The organism is Lysinibacillus phoenicis, assembly GCF_047238325.1.
Taxonomy (GTDB): Bacteria; Bacillota; Bacilli; order Bacillales_A; family Planococcaceae; genus Lysinibacillus; species Lysinibacillus irui.
This window is the reverse complement of record NZ_JBDFMP010000002.1, coordinates 2,701,535-2,726,282: the sequence shown is the minus strand read 5'-3', so window position 1 is coordinate 2,726,282 and position 24,748 is coordinate 2,701,535. Positions and strand designations below refer to the sequence as shown.

Below are 24,748 nucleotides of genomic sequence, written 5' to 3'. Positions count from 1 at the left end.
ACTGGAGGAGGTAGAGGGATTCGAACCCCCGCGCGGTGTTACCCGCCTGTCGGTTTTCAAGACCGATCCCTTCAGCCAGACTTGGGTATACCTCCATGTTATATTGCTCTGTTGTCTTATCGACAAAAATAAATTTATCACAACTTGAGAAAGCCGTCAATATATTTTTTTAAAAAAATATAGGAAGATTAAAAATGATTTGGAAATAAATAATTTGTGCATTAAGTTGCAATTTATACAAACTGTCAGTATACTAGTTATTGCCGTGCTAGGTGGGAAGGTAGCGGTGTCCTGTAACTCGCAATCCGCTCTAGCGAGACTGAATTCCTTTTTCGAGGCTGTCCGTATTGTTTGGTCTGCCTTTTGCACGTAGTGTTGACGATTGGGTCCTGCGCAATGGATACCCATGAACCATGTCAGGTCCGGAAGGAAGCAGCATTAAGTGGTCTTATCCATGTGCCGCGGGGTTGCCTAATCCGAGCTAACGACAAGAGTAACGCTTATGTGCGGCTGTCAAGGAAAGGTGCACGGCATGAAATTGCCAATTCAAAGCATCCGTCTACTATAGGCGGGTGCTTTTTTATATTTAATCAATAACTTCATTTTCTATATAAGATAGCAAATGCTATAATAAAACTACTCAATTACATGGAAAAGGAGAGAGAAATATAGTGACGTATCAAGCATTTTATCGTGTGTATCGACCACAATCTTTTCGAGAAATGTCAGGTCAAGCTCATGTCAAAAGAACGCTACAGAATGCTCTCCTAGCGAATAAAACCACACATGCTTACTTATTCTCTGGGCCACGTGGTACTGGGAAAACAAGTACAGCTAAAATTTTTGCGAAAGCATTAAATTGTGAACATGCACCATCAAAAGAACCTTGCAATGAATGTGCTACTTGTCTAAGTATTACTGATGGATCTCATCCAGATGTCATTGAATTTGACGCTGCCTCGAATTCACGTGTTGAGGAAATTAGAGATATTATAGAGAAAGTACGTTTTGCTCCTGCTAGCAGTAGATACAAGGTGTACATCATTGATGAAGTACATATGCTTTCTACAAGTGCTTTTAATGCTCTTTTAAAAACTTTAGAAGAACCACCCCCTCACGCTGTATTTATTTTAGCAACGACAGAGCCTCATAAATTGCCTGCAACGATTATTTCTCGTTGTCAGCGCTTTGATTTTAAGCGACTTTCTACAAATGATATTATTGAACGAATGAAGGTTGTCTTAGAGGATATTGATTTACCATATGAAGAACAAGGCTTAAAGGTTATCGCACAATCTGCAGCTGGGGGAATGCGCGATGCTTTAAGTTTATTGGATCAAGTTGTGTCTTTCAGCGGAGAAAAGTTAAAGCTTGAGGATACGTTGTTAGTTACAGGTTCAATTAGTCAGGATGTTTTCTATGATTTAGCTGAGGCACTCAAGATGAAAGATGTTGCACAAATGCTTGCGCTTTTAGAGCAACTTATAGCCGATGGAAAGGACCCTTTGCGTCTTTCGGAGGATTTAATTACCTTTTTCCGTGATTTATTATTACTTCAAACAAGTGATGATTTAGCTGAACTCTTAGAGCTTGTGTCCCCCGAGGAACGTGTATTTACTTTAGCACATGAATTCGCGCCAGATATGCTTTATGGCTATATAGATATTCTTGCAAAAACACAGCAAGAGATGCGCTTCTCTCACCATACGAAAATTTACTTAGAAACAGCATTACTTAAAATGGTACAGTTTTCAGGAGGGGTCGCCCATTCAACGATGGCTACCAATGAAATGACGCAAAGCGCAGAGGTCACTCAAAAAATTGTTGCGCTTGAGCAGATGGTTCAGCAATTATCCTTACAATTGCAAACTGGGGCACCAGCACAAACATCACCAGCCCAAAAAGAGCAGCGGCCTCGTGCTAAAAGTCCGAATGGCTATAAAGCACCGACTGGTCGTATTCAAGAAATACTAAAAGATGCAACAAAACAAGATGTGCAACGTATAAAATCGGTGTGGGCGCAAGCATTAAGTCAAATGCAAAAATCACAATCTGCTCTTTTGGCAGAAGCCGAGCCTGTTGCGGCATCTTCGAGTGCTTTTGTGTTAAAATTCAAGTATGATATTCATTGTCAGATGGTTGCTGATAACCAATCTTTAAAGGCTCACTTTACACAACTAATTGCGGGACAAACTGGCACAATGTACGAGATGCTTTGTATACCGGAAGAATCCTGGTTAAAGATGCGTGAAGAATTTATTCGTGATCATGGTCTGCAGCAAAAGAAAACATTAACGGCTTCAGAACATGGGGAGGAATTATTAGAGCCACCACCGGCAGAAATGCCAGAAGAACCATTTATCGACGATGCTCAACCTCTTGCTTCACAAGACCCACTTGTGACAGAGGCTGAAAAACTCTTTGGTAAAGACTTTGTTGAAATTATTGAAGATTAAATTTTTAGGAGGAAAACATTTATGCGTGGAATGGGAAATATGCAAGGTATGATGAAAAAGATGCAAAAAATGCAAAAGGAAATGATGGAGGCTCAAGAAGCATTAAATGCTGAGCAATTTGAGGGTGTTGCAGGCGGCGGCATGGTAAAAGTAACTGTTTCAGGTCAGCGCGAGGTTGTATCTGTAAATCTTGATGAATCTGTGGTAGATCCTGAAGACATCGAAATGTTACAAGACCTAATTGTTATCGCTACAAATGAAGCGTTGAAAAAAGTAGAAGAAAAAACGAATTCAACAATGGGGAAATTCACTCAAGGCTTAAACCTTCCATTCTAGGAGGTATTCATTATGTACTACCCAGAACCAATATCTAAATTGATCGATAGTTTTATGAAATTGCCAGGTATCGGGCCGAAAACTGCGGCTCGTCTGGCGTTTTTTGTGTTATCAATGAAGGAAGACGATGTATTATCTTTCTCTAAAGCACTCATTGATGCTAAACGAAATCTGAGCTACTGTTCTGTTTGTGGCAATATAACGGATGTAGATCCATGTCATATTTGCTCAGATAAGCAACGAGATCATTCTATTATTTGTGTTGTACAAGATACAAAAGATGTTATTGCAATGGAAAAAATGCGTGACTATAACGGCATGTACCATGTACTTCAGGGAGCAATTTCGCCAATGGATGGCATCGGCCCAGAGGATATTAATGTTGCTTCCTTATTAGTGCGTTTGCAAGATGAAAGTGTTCAAGAGCTTATTCTAGCTACGAATTCAACGATTGAGGGTGAGGCAACAGCTATGTACATTTCGCGCCTTGTCAAGCCATCAGGTATTCGTACAACTCGTATTGCGCATGGATTGCCAGTAGGTGGAGATCTAGAATATGCAGATGAGGTAACGTTATCTAAAGCAATGGAAGGTCGACGCGAGTTATGAGTGAGGGATTAATATGTTCTTCCGTAGTAAAGGGAAATTAAAAAAAGAATTCGATGATAAGCTTGTGAATCTTATAAAGGCAACAAAAGAGGATTTACAGCAGGCAAAAATAATAGAAGAATTAATGGATGACTACGACCTTGGGGTTATTGCTCAACGTAAAACAGCAGAGAGTATCCATTTTTATTTATTTAAGGAAGCTAGAATTCGTAGAGTATTAATAAAATAGTTCTTATTAAATAATCATAGAAGCAAAACAGGAAACATAAACTTTCATAATTATTTTATTGAGGAGGCAAGCATATGTCTTGGTTAGTAATTATGAGTATTTGTGTTCCTGTGGGGCTTCTTTTTCTTTATGTAATAATAAGACATGCTAAGCTAGGCAAAATTTTAGAAGGATTATCAGTGTTTTGGTTTAGATTTGCATTTGCTTTTCTATTATTATTTATGATTCATTTAGGTATAGGTTATATAGGATATAACGTACCGATTAATTTATTTTCAGTCTTAACGATTGCGGTTTTAGGAATTCCGGGTGTATTTGGAATAACAGCGTTGATATTTTTTTTATAAAAAGCTTGCATTATGATAATAATGTAGTATACTTATAAAAGTCGCTAATATAACTGATTGAAACAAAAGTAAATTAAAAATTTATGTTGACACATTATATGAGACGTGATATTATATAAGAGTTGCTGCTGAAACAGCGGCAAACAAATGAACCTTGAAAACTGAACAAGCAAAACGTAATCAATAAAGTTTTAAGTAACTAGTTTCGGCTAGTGAACGAAACAAAATTTTGGACATCAAAATTGATGCCAGCAAAACAATTTGAGCTAATCAAATTTCTTTTATGGAGAGTTTGATCCTGGCTCAGGACGAACGCTGGCGGCGTGCCTAATACATGCAAGTCGAGCGAACAGAGAAGGAGCTTGCTCCTTTGACGTTAGCGGCGGACGGGTGAGTAACACGTGGGCAACCTACCTTATAGTTTGGGATAACTCCGGGAAACCGGGGCTAATACCGAATAATCTGTTCCACCTCATGGTGGAACACTGAAAGACGGTTTCGGCTGTCGCTATAAGATGGGCCCGCGGCGCATTAGCTAGTTGGTGAGGTAACGGCTCACCAAGGCGACGATGCGTAGCCGACCTGAGAGGGTGATCGGCCACACTGGGACTGAGACACGGCCCAGACTCCTACGGGAGGCAGCAGTAGGGAATCTTCCACAATGGGCGAAAGCCTGATGGAGCAACGCCGCGTGAGTGAAGAAGGTTTTCGGATCGTAAAACTCTGTTGTAAGGGAAGAACAAGTACAGTAGTAACTGGCTGTACCTTGACGGTACCTTATTAGAAAGCCACGGCTAACTACGTGCCAGCAGCCGCGGTAATACGTAGGTGGCAAGCGTTGTCCGGAATTATTGGGCGTAAAGCGCGCGCAGGCGGTCCTTTAAGTCTGATGTGAAAGCCCACGGCTCAACCGTGGAGGGTCATTGGAAACTGGGGGACTTGAGTGCAGAAGAGGAAAGTGGAATTCCAAGTGTAGCGGTGAAATGCGTAGAGATTTGGAGGAACACCAGTGGCGAAGGCGACTTTCTGGTCTGTAACTGACGCTGAGGCGCGAAAGCGTGGGGAGCAAACAGGATTAGATACCCTGGTAGTCCACGCCGTAAACGATGAGTGCTAAGTGTTAGGGGGTTTCCGCCCCTTAGTGCTGCAGCTAACGCATTAAGCACTCCGCCTGGGGAGTACGGTCGCAAGACTGAAACTCAAAGGAATTGACGGGGGCCCGCACAAGCGGTGGAGCATGTGGTTTAATTCGAAGCAACGCGAAGAACCTTACCAGGTCTTGACATCCCGTTGACCACTGTAGAGATATAGTTTCCCCTTCGGGGGCAACGGTGACAGGTGGTGCATGGTTGTCGTCAGCTCGTGTCGTGAGATGTTGGGTTAAGTCCCGCAACGAGCGCAACCCTTGATCTTAGTTGCCATCATTTAGTTGGGCACTCTAAGGTGACTGCCGGTGACAAACCGGAGGAAGGTGGGGATGACGTCAAATCATCATGCCCCTTATGACCTGGGCTACACACGTGCTACAATGGACGATACAAACGGTTGCCAACTCGCGAGAGGGAGCTAATCCGATAAAGTCGTTCTCAGTTCGGATTGTAGGCTGCAACTCGCCTACATGAAGCCGGAATCGCTAGTAATCGCGGATCAGCATGCCGCGGTGAATACGTTCCCGGGCCTTGTACACACCGCCCGTCACACCACGAGAGTTTGTAACACCCGAAGTCGGTGAGGTAACCTTTTGGAGCCAGCCGCCGAAGGTGGGATAGATGATTGGGGTGAAGTCGTAACAAGGTAGCCGTATCGGAAGGTGCGGCTGGATCACCTCCTTTCTAAGGATTATTTCGGAATACAAACCTAGGGTTTGTAAGATTACGTTTTGCGTTCAGTTTTGAAGGTTCATTCTTCCGAATGAAATACTTCAAAACTTGTTCTTTGAAAACTGGATAAAACGACATTGAAATTGTAACAAACACATTTATTTTTTAAGTTTTTTATAGGCTTAATAACATTTAGTAAGGTTTCAAGACACGAGCAGTTCTAGGAAGCAATCGAGTGAATGAAGGAGCGTACTTCAGTACGTGACTGATTGAACGAATGAAGCTGACAACGAAATGCGATGTGTATTGAAAGCTGTAGGTTAAGTTATTAAGGGCGCACGGCGAATGCCTTGGCACTAGGAGCCGAAGAAGGACGGCACTAACACCGATATGCTTCGGGGAGCTGTAAGTGAGCTTTGATCCGGAGATTTCCGAATGGGGGAACCCACTACGTTTAATCGCGTAGTATCTTGACGTGAATACATAGCGTCTTGAAGGCAGACCCAGGGAACTGAAACATCTAAGTACCTGGAGGAAGAGAAAGAAAAATCGATTCCCTGAGTAGCGGCGAGCGAAACGGGAAGAGCCCAAACCAAGAGGCTTGCCTCTTGGGGTTGTAGGACACTCTATACGGAGTTACAAAAGAGCGAGTTAGATGAAGCGACTTGGAAAGGTCCGCCAGAGCAGGTAAAAGCCCTGTAGTCGAAAGTTCGTTCTCTCCTGAGTGGATCCTGAGTACGGCGGAACACGTGAAATTCCGTCGGAATCCGGGAGGACCATCTCCCAAGGCTAAATACTACCTAGTGACCGATAGTGAACCAGTACCGTGAGGGAAAGGTGAAAAGCACCCCGGGAGGGGAGTGAAAGAGATCCTGAAACCGTGTGCCTACAAGTAGTTAGAGCCCGTTAATGGGTGATAGCGTGCCTTTTGTAGAATGAACCGGCGAGTTACGATTACGTGCAAGGTTAAGCTTTAGAAGGCGGAGCCGCAGCGAAAGCGAGTCTGAATAGGGCGAAATAGTACGTGGTCGTAGACCCGAAACCAGGTGATCTACCCATGTCCAGGGTGAAGGTAAGGTAACACTTACTGGAGGCCCGAACCCACGCACGTTGAAAAGTGCGGGGATGAGGTGTGGGTAGCGGAGAAATTCCAATCGAACTTGGAGATAGCTGGTTCTCTCCGAAATAGCTTTAGGGCTAGCCTCGTGATGAGAATACTGGAGGTAGAGCACTGTTTGGACTAGGGGGCCATCCCGGTTTACCGAATTCAGACAAACTCCGAATGCCAGATATTTATACACGGGAGTCAGACTGCGAGTGATAAGATCCGTAGTCAAAAGGGAAACAGCCCAGACCACCAGCTAAGGTCCCAAAGTAATCGTTAAGTGGAAAAGGATGTGGCGTTGCACAGACAACCAGGATGTTGGCTTAGAAGCAGCCATCATTTAAAGAGTGCGTAATAGCTCACTGGTCGAGTGACGCTGCGCCGAAAATGTATCGGGGCTAAACGATTCACCGAAGCTGTGGATTGACATCTACGATGTCAGTGGTAGGAGAGCGTTCTAAGTGCGTTGAAGTCAGACCGGAAGGACTGGTGGAGCGCTTAGAAGTGAGAATGCCGGTATGAGTAGCGAAAGACGGGTGAGAATCCCGTCCACCGTATGACTAAGGTTTCCTGAGGAAGGCTCGTCCGCTCAGGGTTAGTCGGGACCTAAGCCGAGGCCGACAGGCGTAGGCGATGGACAACAGGTTGATATTCCTGTACCACCTCCTCACCGTTTGAGAAATGGGGGGACGCAGTAGGATAGGGTAAGCGCGCTGTTGGTTATGCGCGTCCAAGCAGTAAGGCGTGTGTGTAGGCAAATCCGCACACTATAACGTTGAGTTGTGATGGCGAGTCCGTATGGACGAAGTTCCTGATTTCACACTGCCAAGAAAAGCCTCTATCGAGGTGAGAGGTGCCCGTACCGCAAACCGACACAGGTAGTCGAGGAGAGAATCCTAAGGTGTGCGAGAGAACTCTCGTTAAGGAACTCGGCAAAATGACCCCGTAACTTCGGGAGAAGGGGTGCTCTTGAGCGTGCAAGCGCATGAGAGCCGCAGTGAATAGGCCCAGGCGACTGTTTAGCAAAAACACAGGTCTCTGCAAAACCGTAAGGTGACGTATAGGGGCTGACGCCTGCCCGGTGCTGGAAGGTTAAGAGGAGTGGTTAGCGCAAGCGAAGCTGCGAATTGAAGCCCCAGTAAACGGCGGCCGTAACTATAACGGTCCTAAGGTAGCGAAATTCCTTGTCGGGTAAGTTCCGACCCGCACGAAAGGCGTAACGATCTGGGCACTGTCTCAACGAGAGACTCGGTGAAATTATAGTACCTGTGAAGATGCAGGTTACCCGCGACAGGACGGAAAGACCCCGTGGAGCTTTACTGTAGCCTGATATTGAATTTTGGTACAACTTGTACAGGATAGGTAGGAGCCAGAGATCTCGGAGCGCCAGCTTCGAAGGAGGCGTCGGTGGGATACTACCCTGGTTGTATTGAAATTCTAACCCATGCCCCTTAGCGGGGCAGGAGACAGTGTCAGGCGGACAGTTTGACTGGGGCGGTCGCCTCCTAAAAGGTAACGGAGGCGCCCAAAGGTTCCCTCAGAATGGTTGGAAATCATTCGTAGAGTGTAAAGGCACAAGGGAGCTTGACTGCGAGACCTACAAGTCGAGCAGGGTCGAAAGACGGGCTTAGTGATCCGGTGGTTCCGCATGGAAGGGCCATCGCTCAACGGATAAAAGCTACCCCGGGGATAACAGGCTTATCTCCCCCAAGAGTCCACATCGACGGGGAGGTTTGGCACCTCGATGTCGGCTCATCGCATCCTGGGGCTGTAGTCGGTCCCAAGGGTTGGGCTGTTCGCCCATTAAAGCGGTACGCGAGCTGGGTTCAGAACGTCGTGAGACAGTTCGGTCCCTATCCGTCGTGGGCGTAGGAAATTTGAGAGGAGCTGTCCTTAGTACGAGAGGACCGGGATGGACACACCGCTGGTGTACCAGTTGTCTTGCCAAAGGCATCGCTGGGTAGCTATGTGTGGACGGGATAAGTGCTGAAAGCATCTAAGCATGAAGCCCCCCTCAAGATGAGATTTCCCATTACGCAAGTAAGTAAGATCCCTCAAAGACGATGAGGTAGATAGGTTCGAGGTGGAAGTGTGGTGACACATGGAGCTGACGAATACTAATCGATCGAGGACTTAACCAAATTGTTTGAAGCATTCAATGCGCCGTTTATCCAGTTTTGAAAGAACAATACTTTCAACAATAAAAATGAGAGCTTCAAGACACAAGTAGAACAAGGAGCAACCGAGTGATTGAGGGAGCGTACTTCTGTACGTGACTGATTGAGCGAGAGCAGCTGACGCAGTAATACGCCGTGTATTGAAGATCGAACATAGTCTAGTGATGATGGCAAAGAGGTCACACCCGTTCCCATACCGAACACGGAAGTTAAGCTCTTTAGCGCCGATGGTAGTTGGGGGCTTCCCCCTGTGAGAGTAGGACGTCGCTAGGCAAAAAATAAACCGCTGAGAAATCAGTGGTTTTTTTATATTGAGCTTGAGGTTGCCGATTTCCTATTGTTGATTTGACAAGGATATTTTTCAAGTAAGGGTCAAAATAACTGTTACATAAAAAACCTGGTGAAATTGCTTTTTAAACCCATAAAATGCTAAAGTTTAATGGAGTGATTAAAATTCACAAAGGGGTGCAGTGTAATGGCAACAGGGCAATATAGAAAGGATATTGAGGTAGAGAAAGAAAAATTAGAGAGTTTTATTCTAAATAAGGAACGTTGGGCTGTTTTAATACCAGGTTACTTACATCACGAATTACTAAATGAAAATGATATGATTTGGGTCTTCCAAGGTGATTTTGGCGTTATTCAAAAAGCTGTTAAAGTGAAACTTACTCAGACAAAATCAGAGGTTCATCAAGTATTTTTTGATTTAGAGGGGTTATCTGATCCGATTAATGGTGACGGTTCCTTTGAAATAAAACAAAATTCAGATGGATCATTTCTATTGATTGGAAGCTTATCAATGAAGGCTAGCGGTTTTCTAGCAGGGATAATGAATCCCATACTAGATAATTTTGTACCTCGACTCGTAGAACAATTAGTGGAAGAAATGGCGTTTACCGTGGCAAAGGAATAGCTTATGATTTTGATTTAAGAAGAGAACCGATTATTGAAGGTAATGACAATAATCGGTTTTTATATGGAATCAGTACATATTTTTGTTGATTAGAGTAAAGGTTCAACTGCAATAACAATGTAGCGACATTGAGGATAATAAGACATTTTGTTGAAATTTCTATAGGTAACAAATAAATATGGAATGCCTTGTCGAGGGATTGCTTTTTTATCGTGGTATAATCCCGTATAATTAAATGAGAATCTTAACGAAAATGGGTGTGTTTGTTTTGGATAAGAAAAAGCCAATTATAGAGGGATTAGAACGTTTTCGAAAACAACAAAATATTTCCTTTCACGTCCCAGGCCATAAGCATGGCGAGCTGTCCCACCTCCCTCAAGCATTTAAGGATGTTATGCGGTATGATGTAACTGAATTAACGGATCTGGATGATTTACATTATCCAGAGGGAATGATATTAGAAGCAGAAAATTTATTAGCAGATACATATGGAGCCAAAAAAAGCTTTTTTCTAGTAGGTGGCTCTACTGTTGGAAATTTAGCAATGATTTATGCCACTTGTCATAAGGGTGATACTATTATTGTTCAGCGAAATGCACATAAATCTATATTTCATGCCATTGAACTTGTTGGAGCAAAGCCTATATTTGTGTCACCAATATGGGATGACCGGACGTTAACGGCAACACATGTAACTTTTCATGATCTCAAAGAAGCAATAGATAATTATTCAGAAGCGAAAGCAGTAGTTTTAACATATCCTACTTATTATGGGGTCACTTCTAATGAAATACAGCAACAAATTGTTTATTGTCACGAGAAGAGAATCCCTGTATTAGTGGATGAAGCACATGGCGCTCATTTTAGTGCGTGTCATCTATTTCAACCATCTGCTTTGTCGTTTGGGGCAGATGTTGTTGTACAATCAGCGCATAAAACACTACCAGCTATGACAATGGCATCCTTTATGCATGTAAAGTCAGAATTGATAGATGCCGATAAAATACATCACTATTTACGTATGTTACAATCTAGCAGCCCATCTTATGTGCTATTGGCTTCATTAGATGATGCTCGCTACTATGTACAGACATATATGGAGAGTGATGGGGCATATATAATAGAAAAAAAGAAACAATGGGTTGAGGCTTTAAGGTCGATTGGTTCATTGGAAGTAATTGAGGTAGATGATCCATTAAAACTATTGTTACGTGTCGATGGTTATAGTGGTTTTCAGCTACAAGAAGCATTAGAGGCACAACATGTCTATGGGGAGCTAGCTGATGCGAATCAGGTCTTACTTATGTTACCTTTGCTGAAGCAAGGACATACCTACCCGTTTGCTGAAATAAGAGTCCGTATAAAAGAAGCAATAACAACGCTATTAGGCACAGCTAAAATAAATAGCAAAACAGTTTCTCAAACTGCCTATCATTTTGTACCAATTACAGAGCCTACCTTTACCTTTAGTGAGATTGCATCATTAGAAAAAGAATGGTTACCATATATGCGTACAATAGGTCGAATATCTACGAATATGATTATTCCGTATCCACCTGGTATACCGTTACTTGTTCCTGGAGAAAAAATAACAGTGGCAAAGCTAAGTCAATTGGAAGAATTACTAGCTGCAGGTGCAACATTCCAAGGAAATCATCGTTTAGCAGAAAAAATGATTCAGGTCATTAAATAGTGGAGGCAAATAACAACATGAATAGCAATTTATTTATTACATTCGAAGGTCCAGAGGGGGCAGGAAAAACAACAGTCATTCAAATGATTGCAAAGCGACTTACTGAAAAGAATATTGATGTTCTAGCAACGAGAGAACCAGGTGGTATCGAGATTGCGGAGAAAATAAGAACGATTATTTTAAATCCTGAACATACGGCAATGGACGAACGGACAGAAGCCTTATTATATGCTGCTGCAAGAAGTCAGCATTACTTTGAAAAGGTACGACCTGCTTTAGATGCTGGGAAGTTAGTCATATGTGATCGTTTTATTGATTCATCTTTAGCTTATCAAGGTTTTGCAAGAGGAATAGGTGTCGATGAAGTTCTATCTATTAATGAATTTGCTATCGGTAAAAAATTACCTGACTTGACCATTTTATTTGATCTTGCTCCAGAGGTAGGCTTAGCTCGTATTTATGCAACGGACAATCGGGAAGTAAATCGTTTAGATGTTGAAAGTTTGCCATTTCATCAGAAGGTACGTGAAGGATATTTACAATTAGTAGAACGATATCCAGAACGTATCCATGTAGTGAATGCAGACCAAGATATTGAAAGTGTTGTTGAAGATGTATGGTTATTATTATTGAAAGCAATGCAGTAAAAGCATGAAGTTGTCTACAACATTGTGATATAATGATACTATCCATTCATTTATCTTCATACGGATATCTATAGTGGATTATAAATGTTTATAAATGCTGATGCTTAGGAATAGTATTAAACCTAACTAGGTTAATTTTATAAAAGGGGTGAGTGCGAATGAAGTTAGTCGTAGCTGTAGTGCAAGATCAGGATAGCAACCGCTTATCAAATGCTTTAACGAAAAATCAGTTTCGCGCAACTAAATTAGCGAGCACAGGAGGATTTTTACGTTCAGGAAATACGACGTTTCTGATAGGAACTGAAGACTCTCTCATACCCAAACTTTTAGATATTATTCGGGATAATTGTCGAGCACGAGAGCAAATGGTTGCACCCGTTTCTCCATTAGGAGGAAATGCTGATTCCTATATACCTTATCCTGTGGAGGTAGAGGTAGGGGGAGCTACTGTGTTTGTTTTACCAATTGAACAATTCCATCATTTTTAAAATTAGCCTCCTATGTTAAACCACCAGAGGTCATTTAATTAAAGTAGGATAAATATGAAACTAAATAGAAAAGCTTCATATTTATCCTCATGCAATCACGCCAAGGAGAAATAGATAAAGATTAGTGGGGGCGAAACCACCTTGAAGATTAATCAAGATATACGTGTCGGGTTAAATACAAATCGCAAAGAGCCACTACAAAATAATAATCAAAATAACCGATTTGGGGATATGGTCGTCAAGCAAGGGAACAAGTTGCAAACAGAACAACTAACACGTTTGTTAGGAGATATATCGAGTGCAGGAGATCGCGTTGCAAGATCACGTAATTTACGAGAACTTGCTAGATTTAAAATGCTTGTGAAACGATTTCTACAAGAGACAGTAGAACATGGTATGGATTTAAAACAATCACATACATGGAATCGTTTTGGTGAAGGAAGACGCCTTAAAATTATTGAAACTATTGATACGCGTCTCGTTGAACTTGCCCAAGATATTTTAGATGAAGAAAAGGAAGCAATTGACCTCCTCGATAAAATCGGTGAGATTAAAGGCTTACTAATTAATTTATATATGTAAAACCCGTGTCTCGATCTTATTAGGCGCGGGCTTTTTTTCAAATTTGATTTTGGCAAATTGTCAATAACATAGGGACTACAGTAACGTTCCTTTACAGCAAGCAAGGATTGGAAACAATCACACTTTTGTTGTATATATAGGAAGGAAATTAAATTTATGGCCAAGAATGTTGAAGAGCTATTCACGCTACAACCAGTCGTAATGAAGCAACTTCAAACGATTTTTGACAAAAATAGATTAGCACATGCATATATTTTTGAAGGCGAAAAAGGGACAGGCAAGGCTGATATTATGCACTTTTTTGTCAAATTAATGCTATGTGAGCAACCTAGTGAAAATGTTCCATGTGAAACATGTCGAAATTGCAGACGTGTTGATTCAGGAAATCACCCAAATATTCATCATATTTATCCAGATGGTCAATTTATAAAAATTGATCAAATGCGAGAACTCATTGGAGAAATGAAAATGATGGGCGTAGAAGAAGGACGTAAAATCTATGTGCTTCATCATGCAGACCGTCTAAATATAGCTTCAGCAAATATGATACTTAAATTTTTAGAAGAGCCGGATGGAGAGGTAACTGCAATTTTATTAACAGAGCAAATGCAGTCAATTCTCCCAACAATCCGTTCTCGTTGCCAACATATTAAATTCCAAAAAATGCCGCGACATGTTTTACTCAAACATTTACAAGAAAATAATGTTTCGCATTCGATGGCTTCAACAGTAAGCATGATGACAAACGAGCTCGAAATGGCCATATTTTTGGCAAATGATGAGCAGTTTGCACTTGCTCGAAAAACAGTGTTAAAATTAGTAGATGCCATTCAACAAAATGTACATGAAGCGATGCTCGTTGTACATGAAGATTGGTTACCGAACTTTAAAGAAAAAGGCGAGATGGAGCAAGCATTGGATTTACTACTATTTGCTTACCGTGATATAGTGTCAATAAAAGCTAATCCCGAAGCAGCTTGTACTTATCCAGACATGTTACCACTATTTAAAGAAGTTGCGTTATATTCCACTTATGACCGATTATCAAGTCAGCTGGAATCTATTTTGCAAGCACGCGCCTCTTTACAACGTAACATGAATAGGACGTTATTGATGGAGCAGTTAATGCTAAATCTGCAGGAGGGATATACATTTGTATAATGTAGTAGGAGTCCGCTTTAAGAAGGCGGGTAAAATATATTATTTTGATCCGGCATCATTTCTACTAGAAAATAATCAATATGTTATTGTAGAGACAGCACGCGGTGTAGAATATGGAAAAGTAGTTGTCCCTCAAAAAGTGGTAGGTGATAATGATGTTGTATTACCACTCAAACAAGTACTTAGACCAGCCGATGATCGTGATCGTATTCAAGTTGAGGAAAATGCAGCAGAATCGAAACGTGCATTTGATCTCGCTAGTACTAAAATTATAGAGCATAATCTAGAAATGAAGCTTGTAGATGTTGAATATACATTTGATCGTAATAAAATTATTTTTTATTTTACAGCTGAAGGACGAGTTGACTTTAGGGATCTTGTAAAAGATTTAGCTTCGGTTTTTAGAACACGTATCGAACTTCGCCAAATCGGTGTGCGTGATGAAGCAAAATTATTAGGTGGCATTGGCCCGTGTGGAAGAATGCTTTGTTGTTCCACATTTTTAGGTGATTTTGAGCCAGTTTCTATTAAAATGGCTAAAGATCAAAACCTATCATTAAATCCTTCGAAAATATCAGGTCTTTGTGGACGTTTAATGTGTTGCTTAAAGTATGAAAATGATGAATATGAAGAAGCAAAAGAGGGCATGCCAGATATTGGTGAGGTAACGATGACACCAGATGGCCGCGGTAAAGTTGTAGGGTTAAATGTGCTAGAAAGACTGATACAAGTATATTTACAAGAGCAGGAACGCACAGTTGAGTATACACTAGAAGAACTACTAGCATGCGAAAAAAATCTTATTTAAGATAGAGAATTTAACGAGGTGGCTTGGGTGAAGGACCGTAATTTCTTAGATACCGTTATGGAGTTCGAACAACAGCTCGAAGCAATGCAGGAGCAATTCGGTGCATTGAAACAATTTGTAGCGTTAATGATGGAAGAGCATAAAGCGCTTGAGACAGAAAATCATCATCTTCGTACACGTCTAGAAGAACTACTTTCTAATACAAACTCCGTACAAGCTGCTGAAGTAAAGAAAGAGAGTCCGTTAGATATAGGTGAAGGTTATGATAATCTTGCTCGCTTATATCAGGAAGGCTTCCATGTTTGTCATGTTCATTTTGGAAGTTCACGTAAAGGTGAAGATTGTCTGTTTTGTCTATCATTTTTAAATAAACAAAATGCGTAATAGAAGGCTGATTCCCACTAAGGTGGTATCAGTCTTTTGTTTTGTAGAGTAGGAGGAATAAGCATGGAAAACTGGCTAAAGGATGATGAACGATTAGACTATTTGTTGGCTGAGAATTTGCGTATTATTCAAAGCCCCTCCGTCTTTTCGTTTTCATTAGATGCAGTATTGCTTTCAAAGTTTGTTAATATTCCCTACCATAAGGGGAATATTGTTGATTTATGTTCAGGGAATGGTGTAATCCCTCTCTTTTTAAGTGCACGTACAAAGGGACAAATAAAGGGAGTAGAAATTCAGCCACGTTTATTTGATATGGCAGAGAGAAGTATCCGTTATAATCAATTAGAACATCAAATTCAAATGATTCTTGGCGATGTAAAAGAAATACCGAAACAATTAGGCATTGAAAAGTATGATGTTGTTACCTGCAATCCACCTTATTTTTTGGCTCATGAGGCAAGTGATAAAAATCTCAGTGAACATCATGCCATTGCAAGACATGAACTATATTTAACATTAGAAGAAGCTATTCAATCAGCCAGTAAGTTATTAAAGCAAGGTGGCAAAGCTGCATTTGTGCATCGTCCAGGTCGATTATTAGATATTGTTACAGCGATGCGAGCAAATCGCTTAGAGCCTAAAAGGATGCAACTCATTTATCCGAAAGAAGGTAAAGAAGCCAATACGTTACTAATAGAAGGAATAAAAGATGGGAAGCCAGATTTAAAAATCTTGCCACCTTTGTATGTCTATGATGCCAATAATGAATATACAGAAGAAGTGAGAGAGATCCTTTATGGAAAAGAGCAATAATCACTACTTTTACGTACTAGAGTGTGCGGATCAAACACTTTATGCTGGGTATACAAATAATATAGAAAAACGTGTTGCTATACATAACGCTGGTAAAGGGGCAAAATATACAAGAGCTAGAGGTCCAGTGAAATGTATTTATAATGAAATGTTTGAGACAAAGCAAGAAGCTATGCGTGCTGAATATGCATTTAAGCAATTAACAAGAACACAGAAAATAAATTATATAAGGAGGGGTGAATCGTGAAATCTCAAAAAAGTACAATACACGATTTGACAGGCTGTTTATATCTGGTAGGAACACCTATTGGGAATTTAGAGGATATGAGTGTACGTGCATTGCGCATTTTAAAAGAGGCCGATATTATAGCAGCAGAAGATACAAGAAATACAAAGAAGCTATGTAATTACTTCGATATTGAAACCCCATTAATCAGCTACCATGAACATAATTTAGCAGTAGGTGGAGAAAAATTATTAACTTTACTACATGAAGGGAAAACAATTGCCTTAGTAAGTGATGCAGGCTTACCTTGTATTTCTGATCCGGGAGCGGATATAGTCGAAAAAGCAATTGCTGAAAACTTTCCTGTTGTGCCTGTACCAGGTCCGAATGCAGCGATATCAGCATTAATTGCTTCTGGATTGACGCCACAGCCATTTTTCTTTTATGGCTTTTTGAATCGTGGAAAAAAAGAACGTCGGCAGCAATTAGAGCAACTAAAAAAACGTCAAGAAACTATTTTATTATATGAGGCACCACATCGCTTAAAGGATACATTAAAAGATATGGAGGCTATACTCGGTAACCGTCGCATTGTCTTAGCCCGAGAGCTAACTAAGAAATTTGAAGAATTTTTACGTGGTACATTGGTTGAAGCTGTAGAATGGTCACAGACAGAGGAAATACGAGGAGAGTTTTGTATAGTCCTTGAAGGTAATAGCTCTGTCGAAGAGGAAAATGAAGAAGAAGCCTATTGGCAAACGATGTCGGTTGTGGAACATGTAGATTACATTATTAATCAATCGAATGTTACATCAAAAGAGGCAATTAAGGAAGTAGCCAAGCTAAGACAAGTCGCGAAGAGAGATATTTATAATGAATATCATAGTTAATAATAGTAAAGGGTTACCTTATTAGGTAGCTCTTTATTTTAATTTGAAGCTTCTTGCTACAAAGCGTCGACATAACTAATTTTAAATTGATAAGAATTGTAAATAATAGTAACCTTGAGTAGAAAGGTCTGACATGGACATTATAAGGGGTATAGAAATTGGGTATATTAATTTGTATACAAATAGAAACACCTAAATCACTGAGTTGATTTAGGTGAGTAAGAAGTTATTTTTTTAAGTTAGCTTGGATTTCTTTTACTAACATTTCAGCGCCTTCTGGACTTAAAATTAATTTGCCTCCAACTAGACGGAAGTTATCATCTGAAACTTCACCAGTAACGGCACATGTCATATTAGGCATATATTTTTTTAAGATGATTTTATCATCATCGACATAGATTTCTAAAGCGTCCTTTTCAGCAATACCTAGCGTACGACGTAACTCGATAGGAATTACTACACGACCTAACTCATCGACTTTACGAACAATCCCTGTTGATTTCATAATAGATTTCCTCCTAATTTATAAAAGTTATATTTGTATTTCGTCAAATTTCGACATTATTTCCTTGTCTGATAGTTATCATACCAAGTAATGCCATAAACGTCAATTAATTAATACACTAATATTATGGTTTTAGAAAAAATTTTTTGAGAAGAATGCAGATATTTTAATTATTTTAAAAGGTTTTTAATAAATATTTTCTATAATAGTAAAAAAGGTTCTTATTTAAGTCATTTAATGGATTGAATATATTATTCGACAATTTTCGCATGTAATAAACTTTCATTGAAACGAATTTCGTACTTCGTTAGAATAGAGAGTATATTGTAGAACAATGGAGGCAGTTCTTGTGAGTGAACAACAAAAAACATTCTATATAACAACACCCATTTACTATCCAAGTGGGAAATTTCATATTGGTACGGCATATACAACAGTTGCATCTGATACTATTGCACGCTATAAACGTTTACGTGGCTATGATGTTCGTTTTTTAACAGGTATGGACGAGCATGGACAAAAAATACAGGAAAAAGCAGCAGAGGCAGGTAAGCACCCTCAAGATTATGTAAATGAAATCGCAGATGCTGCTAAAAAGCTATGGGCTTTAATGGATATTTCTTACGATGACTTTATTCAAACAACGCAAGAACGACATACTAAAGCTGTCGAAAAGATCTTCCAGAAGTTTTTAGATAATGGAGATATTTATAAAGGCGAATATGAGGGCTGGTATTGTACACCGTGTGAATCATTCTTTACAGAGACTCAATTAGTTGATGGAAATTGTCCAGACTGTGGTCGACCAGTGCACAAAGTAAAAGAAGAATCGTATTTCTTTAATATGAAGAAATATGCCGATCGTTTATTAGCTTATTATGAAGAAAATCTAGAATTCATTGAGCCCGAATCACGGAAAAATGAAATGATTAACAACTTTATTAAACCAGGACTTGAAGATTTATCTGTATCAAGAACTTCCTTCGATTGGGGAATTAAAGTACCTGGGGATCCAAAGCATGTCATTTATGTGTGGGTGGATGCATTAACGAATTATATTACATCTCTAGGATATCTTTCAGATGATGAGACATTGTTCAACAAATATTGGCCAGCAGATGTACATGTAGTAGGAAAAGATATTGTTCGCTTCCATACTATTTATTGGCCTATTTTCTTAATGGCATTAGATTTGCCATTACCAAAAAAGGTATTTGCCCATGGTTTTATTATGATGAAAGACGGTAAAATGTCTAAATCAAAAGGAAATGTCATTTATCCAGAAATGCTAATCGAGCGTTATGGCCTAGATGCGACACGTTATTTCCTTTTACGTGAATTGCCATTTGGCTCTGACGGGGTATTTTCTCCAGAATCATTTATCGAACGTACAAACTTTGATTTAGCAAATGATTTAGGTAATTTATTAAATCGAACTATTTCCATGATTAATAAATATTTTGATGGCATTATTCCTACAGAAAATCTTCAACCAACAGAATTTGATGCAGCTTTAAAAGAGCAAGCTGAGTCAGTACGTATTAAATATGAAGAAAGTATGGAAAAAATGCAATTTAGTGTCGTACTTGCCGATCTATGGACACTAGTTTCACGTACTAATAAATATATAGATGAAACCCAGCCTTGGGTGTTAGCAAAAGAAGAAGCGGATAAGCCAAAACTAGGTGCTGTTATGCGAAATTTGGCAGAAAGCTTACACCAAATAGCTGTCATGTTACAACCATTTATGACAACAACACCAAAACGTATGATCGATCAGTTAGGTTTAGATGACAAATTCTTAGCATGGGATACAATTGAAACATTCGGCAATACTATTCCAGCAAACATTAAAGTGGTAGAAAAAGGGATACCTATTTTCCCACGCTTGGAAAATGAAGTTGAAATTGCTTATATTCGTGAGGAAATGCGTGGTTCTGTGAAAACACCACAAGAAGAAGAAACTAATAAGGTTGCCAAGTCTAACGAACATCCAGATATTCCTGAAATTACTATTGATGATTTTATGAAAATTGATTTGCGAGTGGCAACTGTAACTGCATGTGAAACCGTCCCAAAAGCTGATAAATTATTAAAGCTTCAAGTTGATCTAGGATACGAGCAACGCCAAGTTGTTTCAGGTATTGCGAAATTCTATAATCCCGATGAATTAATTGGTCAAAAGGTGATTGTCGTTGCGAATTTAAAACCAGTTAAATTACGAGGAGAGTTGTCACAAGGTATGATTTTAGCTGGTGAAAAAGATGGAATTTTAAAATTAGCATCAGTTGATCCGAAACTTGAAAATGGTGCAAAGGTAAAGTAAAAAAACTATGAAAGGCCTGCTGAATAGAAAATATTCGGCAGGCTTTTCAAATCTGGTTGTAAAAAGGACTATTTATTATTCTGAAATAGTTTGTGCTTTGTGAAATAAAGGGATTTTTAGGTATTTTGTATTATAAGTAGAGTTGTCGATTAAGTGTAATGTCACATTACCAAATAGTTTGTAACAAATTTGTAATGCTTACGAAAAATATGAAATAATAAATTTTAATAAAATCGATGTTAGGAGAATGAAGATGTTTATAGATAGCCATGTACATTTAAACGCAGATCAGTATGATGAAGACCTTCAGGTGGTAATAGATAGAGCCCTTGAAGCTAAAGTAGAGAAAATGGTTGTAATTGGTTTTGACCGTAAAACCATTGAAAGAACTATGCAATTGATAGAGCAATATGATTTTGTTTACGGTGTTATTGGCTGGCATCCAGTAGATGCCATTGATTGTACGCAAGAAGATTTGGAATGGATTGAAAAGTTAGCATCACATCCAAAAATAGTTGGCATTGGTGAAACTGGGTTAGACTACTATTGGGATAAATCCCCAAAAGACGTTCAACAAGCACTTTTCCGCAAACAGATTCATTTAGCACAAAAGACCGGTTTGCCAATTATTATTCATAACAGGGATGCAACAGGAGATGTTGTAAGAATATTACGCGAAGAGAACGCAGCATCAGTAGGAGGTGTTATGCACTGCTTTAGTGGGAGTGTAGAAACAGCGCGTGAATGTATAGCTATGAATTTTATGATTAGTCTTGGTGGACCAGTAACATTCAAAAATGCACGTCTGCCAAAGGAAGTGGCTACAGAAATACCTCTAGAGCACTTGATGATCGAAACAGATGCCCCTTACTTGGCGCCACATCCACATCGAGGTAAGCGCAATGAACCAGCATTTGTACCCTTAGTTGCGGAGGAAATTGCGCGTTTAAAAGGGTTGACAATTGAGGAAATTGGACAAGCAACTACAGACAATGCGAAAAAATTTTTTGGGATTGACAATTAACTAGCTTAGATGCCTCCAATACAGGGTTTATGGTTGGCAAAAACAAAGAAGTCAATTTTCAGAGAAATACTTTCGGGTTGACAGTGCCAAAACTAGTCCGTATAATCCAACCTTGTATTAAGGAGGCGTTTTTTCATGTCAAATAATTCCATGAAAAACTTGTTCTTAGGATCATTGAGGAGTAAGCAAACAGTGATAAGAATTATTTCACTTGTCCTGTTTGTATCTGTAATCTCTTTCGTACTCTACCAAGGTACGAAAAAAGCCGTAACGCTTGAAGCAAACGGAGAAACAATCGAAGTATCAACACATGCCAAAACTGTAGAACAATTATTACAAGATCAAAATATAGATGTAGCAGAGCATGACAAAATATCACCCTCTCTGAACACCAAAATTGTTAATGGATTAGCAATTCAATGGGAACAGGCAAAAGAAGTAACTATTTCAGTTGATGGAAATCAGTCAAAAGTTTGGACAACTGAAACACTTGTGAAAGACATTTTGAAGGAAGCAAATATTAAAGTATCTGAACATGACACTTTAGCACAGGGTCTAGATACTGAACTAGGCGCAGAAAACAAAATCGATATTCAAAAAGCGTTTCAAGTAGCGCTTGTCGATGGCGTAAATAAAAGACAAGTATGGTCCACTTCGACTACGGTCGCTAACTTTTTAAAACAACAAGGAATTCAGTTAAATGAATTCGATCGTGTCGAAAATAACCTGGAGGACGTTATTACTCCGGCGAGTAAAATCACAGTAGTTCGCGTAGAAAAGGTTATCGATGTAGTGGAAGACTCTTTAGATTTCGCAGTTGAAAAGAAGCAGGATGCTTCATTGCAAAAGGGTAAACAAAAGGTAGTGGCAACAGGCGAGAATGGCTCAGTTTCTCGTACGTATGAGATTGTCAAAGAAAATGGTAAGGTTGTAGCGAAAAATTTACAATCTGAAAAAGTTTTAAAAGAGCCGAAAAAGAAAGTCGTTGCAGTTGGCACTAAAACAGTTGTTGCAAGTGCACAAACTGTATCACGTGGTTCAGCAGAGCCAGCTAGCGGCAAAGAATTTTATGTAACGGCAACAGCTTATACACCATATTGTGACGGTTGTTCAGGTACATCAGCAACTGGTATAAACTTACGTTCAAATTCTGGATTAAAGGTAATTGCAGTTGACCCATCTGTTATTAAATTAGGCTCAAAAGTATGGGTTGAAGGCTACGGTACAGCTATTGCTGGGGATACTGGTGGCGCAATTAAGGGTAATAAGATCGATATACTTGTACAAACAGATGCCCAAGCACGTAACTGGGGACGTAAGAAAGTGCGTATTAAAGTATTAAATTAAAAAAATTGTAAAATTAATCAAAATGTTTTTTCACAAATGGAGCTTTCCTGTTTTGACTGGCAGGAAAGCTTTTTAATTTGACTATGAAAATTGATAATGCAAGGAAAAGAGTCAAGTACATAAGATTTTTTGTTCTTGAGGGGCAGGTATAGTAGAAAAAATCACGGGTTTTGCTGCGTATTTGCTGTCTCAATTCAATTAGCTTTAACTGCTATTGGTCAGAAAAATCGGCACAAGCAAGGCAAGGCATTTTGAGCTATTTAGCAAAAGATTTTGTAAGCACTGTATAATGATAAACTCTGTAAGCTGAAATGATATTAGGCTCGTTCCAGCCTTGTATTTCTGTACAAACAGTATCATGCAGTTGTAAAATGGTCAGAAGATAAGGTAGATAGAAAAGAGGAGCCTTTTTGCAAATAAAAGAAATCATAGTTGTTGAAGGAAAAGATGATACGACTGCTATTAAGCGTGCCGTACATGCAGATACTATAGAAACAAATGGGTCTGCTATCTCTGAGGAAACATTGAAGCGAATTCAGCATGCCCAAGAAAAACGTGGTGTTATAGTATTTACGGATCCTGACTATCCAGGACGTCGAATACGTGCCATTATTGAAGAGCATGTTCAAGGTGTGAAACATGCCTTTTTACCAAAAACCAAAACGATTGCCAAGAACGGTAAAGGGTTAGGGATTGAACATGCTGCTGACGAAGATATAAGAGAAGCTCTACAACATGTTTATACCCCTCAGTATGATGTGCCAAGCGAAGATGATATTACACTAGAAGATTTAATGACAGCACGATTGATTGGGCACCCTCAATCTAAGCAGCGTCGTGATCGTCTAGGAGAAATCTTAAATATTGGAGCAACAAACGGTAAACAGCTTCATAAAAGGTTAAAAATGTTTCAGATTACAGAAAAGCAATTTGGTGCGGCGGTCGCACAGCTAGATCAGGAGGAAAATAATGCATAAGGATATTGCAACACCTATTCGTACTCAAGAAATTTTAAAAAAGTATGGATTTTCATTTAAAAAAAGTTTAGGTCAAAATTTTTTAATTGACCCTAACATTTTAAGAAATATAGTGAGTCATGCAGATTTAACAGAAAACAGTGGTGCAATTGAAGTTGGTCCTGGTATTGGAGCATTAACAGAGCATCTGGCAAGAAGTGCAAAAAAGGTTGTTTCCTTTGAAATTGACCAACGCTTATTACCGGTACTAGAAGATACACTTAGTCCATATAATAATGTGTCTATTATTCATTCTGACATACTTAAGGCTGATGTCGCGAAGGTTATTGCAGATGAAATGCCAGGAATTGAAGATATTATGGTCGTTGCCAATCTACCGTATTATGTCACTACACCAATCTTAATGAAATTGCTCAATGATCGACTGCCAATTCGCGGTTTTGTTGTTATGATGCAAAAAGAGGTAGCTGATCGTATAACGGCTAAGCCAGGAACGAAGGAATATGGTTCATTATCTATTGCGATTCAGTATTATGTGAAGGCCGATATTGCTATGACTGTGCCAAAAACAGTTTTCATGCCACAACCAAATGTAGATTCAGCAGTACTTCGTCTTATCAAGCATGATGAACCACCTGTAAAAGTAATAGATGAGGACTTTTTATTTGTCGTGACTCGTGCTTCATTCGTACAGCGAAGAAAAACAATTTATAATAACCTACAATCAGGGTTGCCAAACGGTAAGGCACATAAGGATTCGATCTTAGAGGCATTAGAGGCAGCTAATATTGAACCAACTCGTCGTGGAGAAACACTTTCTATTCAAGAGTTTGGAAAATTAGCAGATGCACTGTATCCTGTGTTTGCAAAGTAAAAATTTTTGTT

The 24,748-nt window shown here is 39.6% G+C and carries 22 protein-coding genes, 1 tRNA gene, 3 rRNA genes and 1 other RNA gene; 25 read left to right on the top strand and 2 right to left on the bottom strand.

Going from position 1 to position 24,748, the window contains the following annotated elements:
- Positions 1-2: 2 nt before the first annotated feature.
- A tRNA-Ser gene (locus ABC382_RS15050) sits at positions 3-95 on the bottom strand.
- Positions 96-263: 168 nt separating this feature from the next.
- Here ABC382_RS15050 and ffs point away from each other — a divergent pair.
- The 20 genes from ffs to rsmI all read left to right on the top strand — a co-directional run bounded on the left by ffs (position 264) and on the right by rsmI (position 17,684).
- An RNA gene (gene ffs / locus ABC382_RS15045) (signal recognition particle sRNA large type) lies at positions 264-531 on the top strand.
- 140 nt (positions 532-671) lie between these two features.
- Positions 672-2,456, top strand: coding sequence for a DNA polymerase III subunit gamma/tau (gene dnaX / locus ABC382_RS15040; protein ID WP_312507625.1), 1,785 nt, complete (start codon positions 672-674; stop codon positions 2,454-2,456).
- Between the two features lie 21 nt (positions 2,457-2,477).
- Entirely contained in the window at positions 2,478-2,792 is a 315-nt protein-coding gene (locus tag ABC382_RS15035; protein ID WP_004233957.1) for a YbaB/EbfC family nucleoid-associated protein, read from the top strand.
- Between the two features lie 12 nt (positions 2,793-2,804).
- Positions 2,805-3,401, top strand: a complete 597-nt coding sequence (gene recR, locus ABC382_RS15030) for a recombination mediator RecR (protein ID WP_274795138.1) — start codon at positions 2,805-2,807, stop codon at positions 3,399-3,401.
- Between the two features lie 13 nt (positions 3,402-3,414).
- Positions 3,415-3,630, top strand: a complete 216-nt coding sequence (locus tag ABC382_RS15025) for a YaaL family protein (protein WP_274795139.1) — start codon at positions 3,415-3,417, stop codon at positions 3,628-3,630.
- A 74-nt stretch (positions 3,631-3,704) separates the two neighbouring features.
- The gene (locus tag ABC382_RS15020) at positions 3,705-3,977 is read left to right on the top strand and encodes a pro-sigmaK processing inhibitor BofA family protein (protein ID WP_274795140.1); all 273 of its coding nucleotides are present in this window, start codon (positions 3,705-3,707) and stop codon (positions 3,975-3,977) included.
- A 280-nt stretch (positions 3,978-4,257) separates the two neighbouring features.
- A 16S ribosomal RNA gene (locus ABC382_RS15015) occupies positions 4,258-5,809 on the top strand.
- Between the two features lie 306 nt (positions 5,810-6,115).
- Positions 6,116-9,043 (top strand): 23S ribosomal RNA (locus tag ABC382_RS15010).
- A 193-nt stretch (positions 9,044-9,236) separates the two neighbouring features.
- Positions 9,237-9,352: ribosomal RNA gene (rrf, locus tag ABC382_RS15005) — 5S ribosomal RNA — on the top strand.
- The 16S, 23S and 5S rRNA genes sit together here, the layout of an rRNA operon.
- Positions 9,353-9,554: 202 nt before the next feature.
- A complete protein-coding gene (locus ABC382_RS15000; protein ID WP_322605670.1) occupies positions 9,555-9,992 on the top strand; it encodes an SRPBCC family protein in 438 nt (145 codons plus the stop codon).
- A 268-nt stretch (positions 9,993-10,260) separates the two neighbouring features.
- Positions 10,261-11,685 (top strand): aminotransferase class I/II-fold pyridoxal phosphate-dependent enzyme, encoded by a 1,425-nt coding sequence (locus tag ABC382_RS14995; protein ID WP_445928398.1) that lies wholly within the window; start codon positions 10,261-10,263, stop codon positions 11,683-11,685.
- 17 nt (positions 11,686-11,702) lie between these two features.
- On the top strand, positions 11,703-12,332 hold the full coding sequence (tmk, locus tag ABC382_RS14990) for a dTMP kinase (protein ID WP_274795142.1): 630 nt from the start codon (positions 11,703-11,705) through the stop codon (positions 12,330-12,332).
- A 158-nt stretch (positions 12,333-12,490) separates the two neighbouring features.
- Entirely contained in the window at positions 12,491-12,820 is a 330-nt protein-coding gene (locus ABC382_RS14985; RefSeq protein ID WP_155594094.1) for a cyclic-di-AMP receptor, read from the top strand.
- 141 nt (positions 12,821-12,961) lie between these two features.
- Positions 12,962-13,402: a YaaR family protein gene (locus ABC382_RS14980; protein WP_274795143.1), complete on the top strand. Its 441-nt coding sequence runs from the start codon at positions 12,962-12,964 to the stop codon at positions 13,400-13,402.
- A gap of 156 nt (positions 13,403-13,558) precedes the next feature.
- Positions 13,559-14,563 (top strand): DNA polymerase III subunit delta', encoded by a 1,005-nt coding sequence (gene holB / locus ABC382_RS14975; protein WP_274795144.1) that lies wholly within the window; start codon positions 13,559-13,561, stop codon positions 14,561-14,563.
- The gene (locus tag ABC382_RS14970) at positions 14,556-15,371 is read left to right on the top strand and encodes a PSP1 domain-containing protein (protein ID WP_274795145.1); all 816 of its coding nucleotides are present in this window, start codon (positions 14,556-14,558) and stop codon (positions 15,369-15,371) included. The genes holB and ABC382_RS14970 overlap by 8 nt, the downstream gene beginning before the upstream one ends.
- Before the next feature lie 27 nt (positions 15,372-15,398).
- Positions 15,399-15,755 carry a DNA replication initiation control protein YabA gene (gene yabA, locus ABC382_RS14965; RefSeq protein ID WP_274795146.1) on the top strand — a complete coding sequence of 119 codons (357 nt, stop codon included), beginning with the start codon at positions 15,399-15,401 and terminating at the stop codon, positions 15,753-15,755.
- Positions 15,756-15,818: 63 nt separating this feature from the next.
- A complete protein-coding gene (locus tag ABC382_RS14960; protein ID WP_322605669.1) occupies positions 15,819-16,568 on the top strand; it encodes a tRNA1(Val) (adenine(37)-N6)-methyltransferase in 750 nt (249 codons plus the stop codon).
- Complete coding sequence (locus ABC382_RS14955; protein WP_274795148.1) at positions 16,552-16,815, top strand: GIY-YIG nuclease family protein; 264 nt, start codon at positions 16,552-16,554, stop codon at positions 16,813-16,815. The genes ABC382_RS14960 and ABC382_RS14955 overlap by 17 nt, the downstream gene beginning before the upstream one ends.
- Positions 16,812-17,684: a 16S rRNA (cytidine(1402)-2'-O)-methyltransferase gene (gene rsmI, locus ABC382_RS14950; RefSeq protein ID WP_274795149.1), complete on the top strand. Its 873-nt coding sequence runs from the start codon at positions 16,812-16,814 to the stop codon at positions 17,682-17,684. The genes ABC382_RS14955 and rsmI overlap by 4 nt, the downstream gene beginning before the upstream one ends.
- Before the next feature lie 226 nt (positions 17,685-17,910).
- Here the strand turns inward: rsmI and abrB are convergent, their stop codons facing one another.
- Positions 17,911-18,189, bottom strand: coding sequence for a transition state genes transcriptional regulator AbrB (gene abrB, locus ABC382_RS14945; RefSeq protein ID WP_274795150.1), 279 nt, complete (start codon positions 18,187-18,189; stop codon positions 17,911-17,913).
- A gap of 334 nt (positions 18,190-18,523) precedes the next feature.
- Here abrB and metG point away from each other — a divergent pair, with 334 nt between their 5' ends.
- The 5 genes from metG (at position 18,524) to rsmA (ending at position 24,737) form a co-directional block, all read left to right on the top strand.
- Positions 18,524-20,515 carry a methionine--tRNA ligase gene (gene metG / locus ABC382_RS14940; RefSeq protein ID WP_409264035.1) on the top strand — a complete coding sequence of 664 codons (1,992 nt, stop codon included), beginning with the start codon at positions 18,524-18,526 and terminating at the stop codon, positions 20,513-20,515.
- 253 nt (positions 20,516-20,768) lie between these two features.
- The gene (locus tag ABC382_RS14935) at positions 20,769-21,539 is read left to right on the top strand and encodes a TatD family hydrolase (RefSeq protein ID WP_322611844.1); all 771 of its coding nucleotides are present in this window, start codon (positions 20,769-20,771) and stop codon (positions 21,537-21,539) included.
- Between the two features lie 135 nt (positions 21,540-21,674).
- Positions 21,675-22,886, top strand: a complete 1,212-nt coding sequence (locus tag ABC382_RS14930; protein WP_274795153.1) for a resuscitation-promoting factor — start codon at positions 21,675-21,677, stop codon at positions 22,884-22,886.
- 410 nt (positions 22,887-23,296) lie between these two features.
- Positions 23,297-23,863 (top strand): ribonuclease M5, encoded by a 567-nt coding sequence (rnmV, locus tag ABC382_RS14925; protein WP_322605666.1) that lies wholly within the window; start codon positions 23,297-23,299, stop codon positions 23,861-23,863.
- Positions 23,856-24,737, top strand: a complete 882-nt coding sequence (gene rsmA, locus ABC382_RS14920; protein ID WP_274795155.1) for a 16S rRNA (adenine(1518)-N(6)/adenine(1519)-N(6))-dimethyltransferase RsmA — start codon at positions 23,856-23,858, stop codon at positions 24,735-24,737. The genes rnmV and rsmA overlap by 8 nt, the downstream gene beginning before the upstream one ends.
- Positions 24,738-24,748: the final 11 nt, after the last annotated feature.

Bases quoted from the DNA above. Each gene is read 5' to 3' on its own strand.
- ABC382_RS15020 (WP_274795140.1), top strand. From the start codon at position 3,705: ATGTCTTGGTTAGTAATTATGAGTATTTGTGTTCCTGTGGGGCTTCTT.
- ABC382_RS14935 (WP_322611844.1), top strand. From the start codon at position 20,769: ATGTTTATAGATAGCCATGTACATTTAAACGCAGATCAGTATGATGAA.
- rsmA (WP_274795155.1), top strand. From the start codon at position 23,856: ATGCATAAGGATATTGCAACACCTATTCGTACTCAAGAAATTTTAAAA.
- abrB (WP_274795150.1), bottom strand. From the start codon at position 18,189: ATGAAATCAACAGGGATTGTTCGTAAAGTCGATGAGTTAGGTCGTGTA.
- ABC382_RS15000 (WP_322605670.1), top strand. From the start codon at position 9,555: ATGGCAACAGGGCAATATAGAAAGGATATTGAGGTAGAGAAAGAAAAA.
- holB (WP_274795144.1), top strand. From the start codon at position 13,559: ATGGCCAAGAATGTTGAAGAGCTATTCACGCTACAACCAGTCGTAATG.
- ABC382_RS14960 (WP_322605669.1), top strand. From the start codon at position 15,819: ATGGAAAACTGGCTAAAGGATGATGAACGATTAGACTATTTGTTGGCT.
- ABC382_RS14955 (WP_274795148.1), top strand. From the start codon at position 16,552: ATGGAAAAGAGCAATAATCACTACTTTTACGTACTAGAGTGTGCGGAT.
- recR (WP_274795138.1), top strand. From the start codon at position 2,805: ATGTACTACCCAGAACCAATATCTAAATTGATCGATAGTTTTATGAAA.
- metG (WP_409264035.1), top strand. From the start codon at position 18,524: ATGGAGGCAGTTCTTGTGAGTGAACAACAAAAAACATTCTATATAACA.
- tmk (WP_274795142.1), top strand. From the start codon at position 11,703: ATGAATAGCAATTTATTTATTACATTCGAAGGTCCAGAGGGGGCAGGA.
- ABC382_RS15035 (WP_004233957.1), top strand. From the start codon at position 2,478: ATGCGTGGAATGGGAAATATGCAAGGTATGATGAAAAAGATGCAAAAA.
- ABC382_RS14985 (WP_155594094.1), top strand. From the start codon at position 12,491: ATGAAGTTAGTCGTAGCTGTAGTGCAAGATCAGGATAGCAACCGCTTA.
- ABC382_RS15025 (WP_274795139.1), top strand. From the start codon at position 3,415: ATGTTCTTCCGTAGTAAAGGGAAATTAAAAAAAGAATTCGATGATAAG.
- ABC382_RS14930 (WP_274795153.1), top strand. From the start codon at position 21,675: ATGTCAAATAATTCCATGAAAAACTTGTTCTTAGGATCATTGAGGAGT.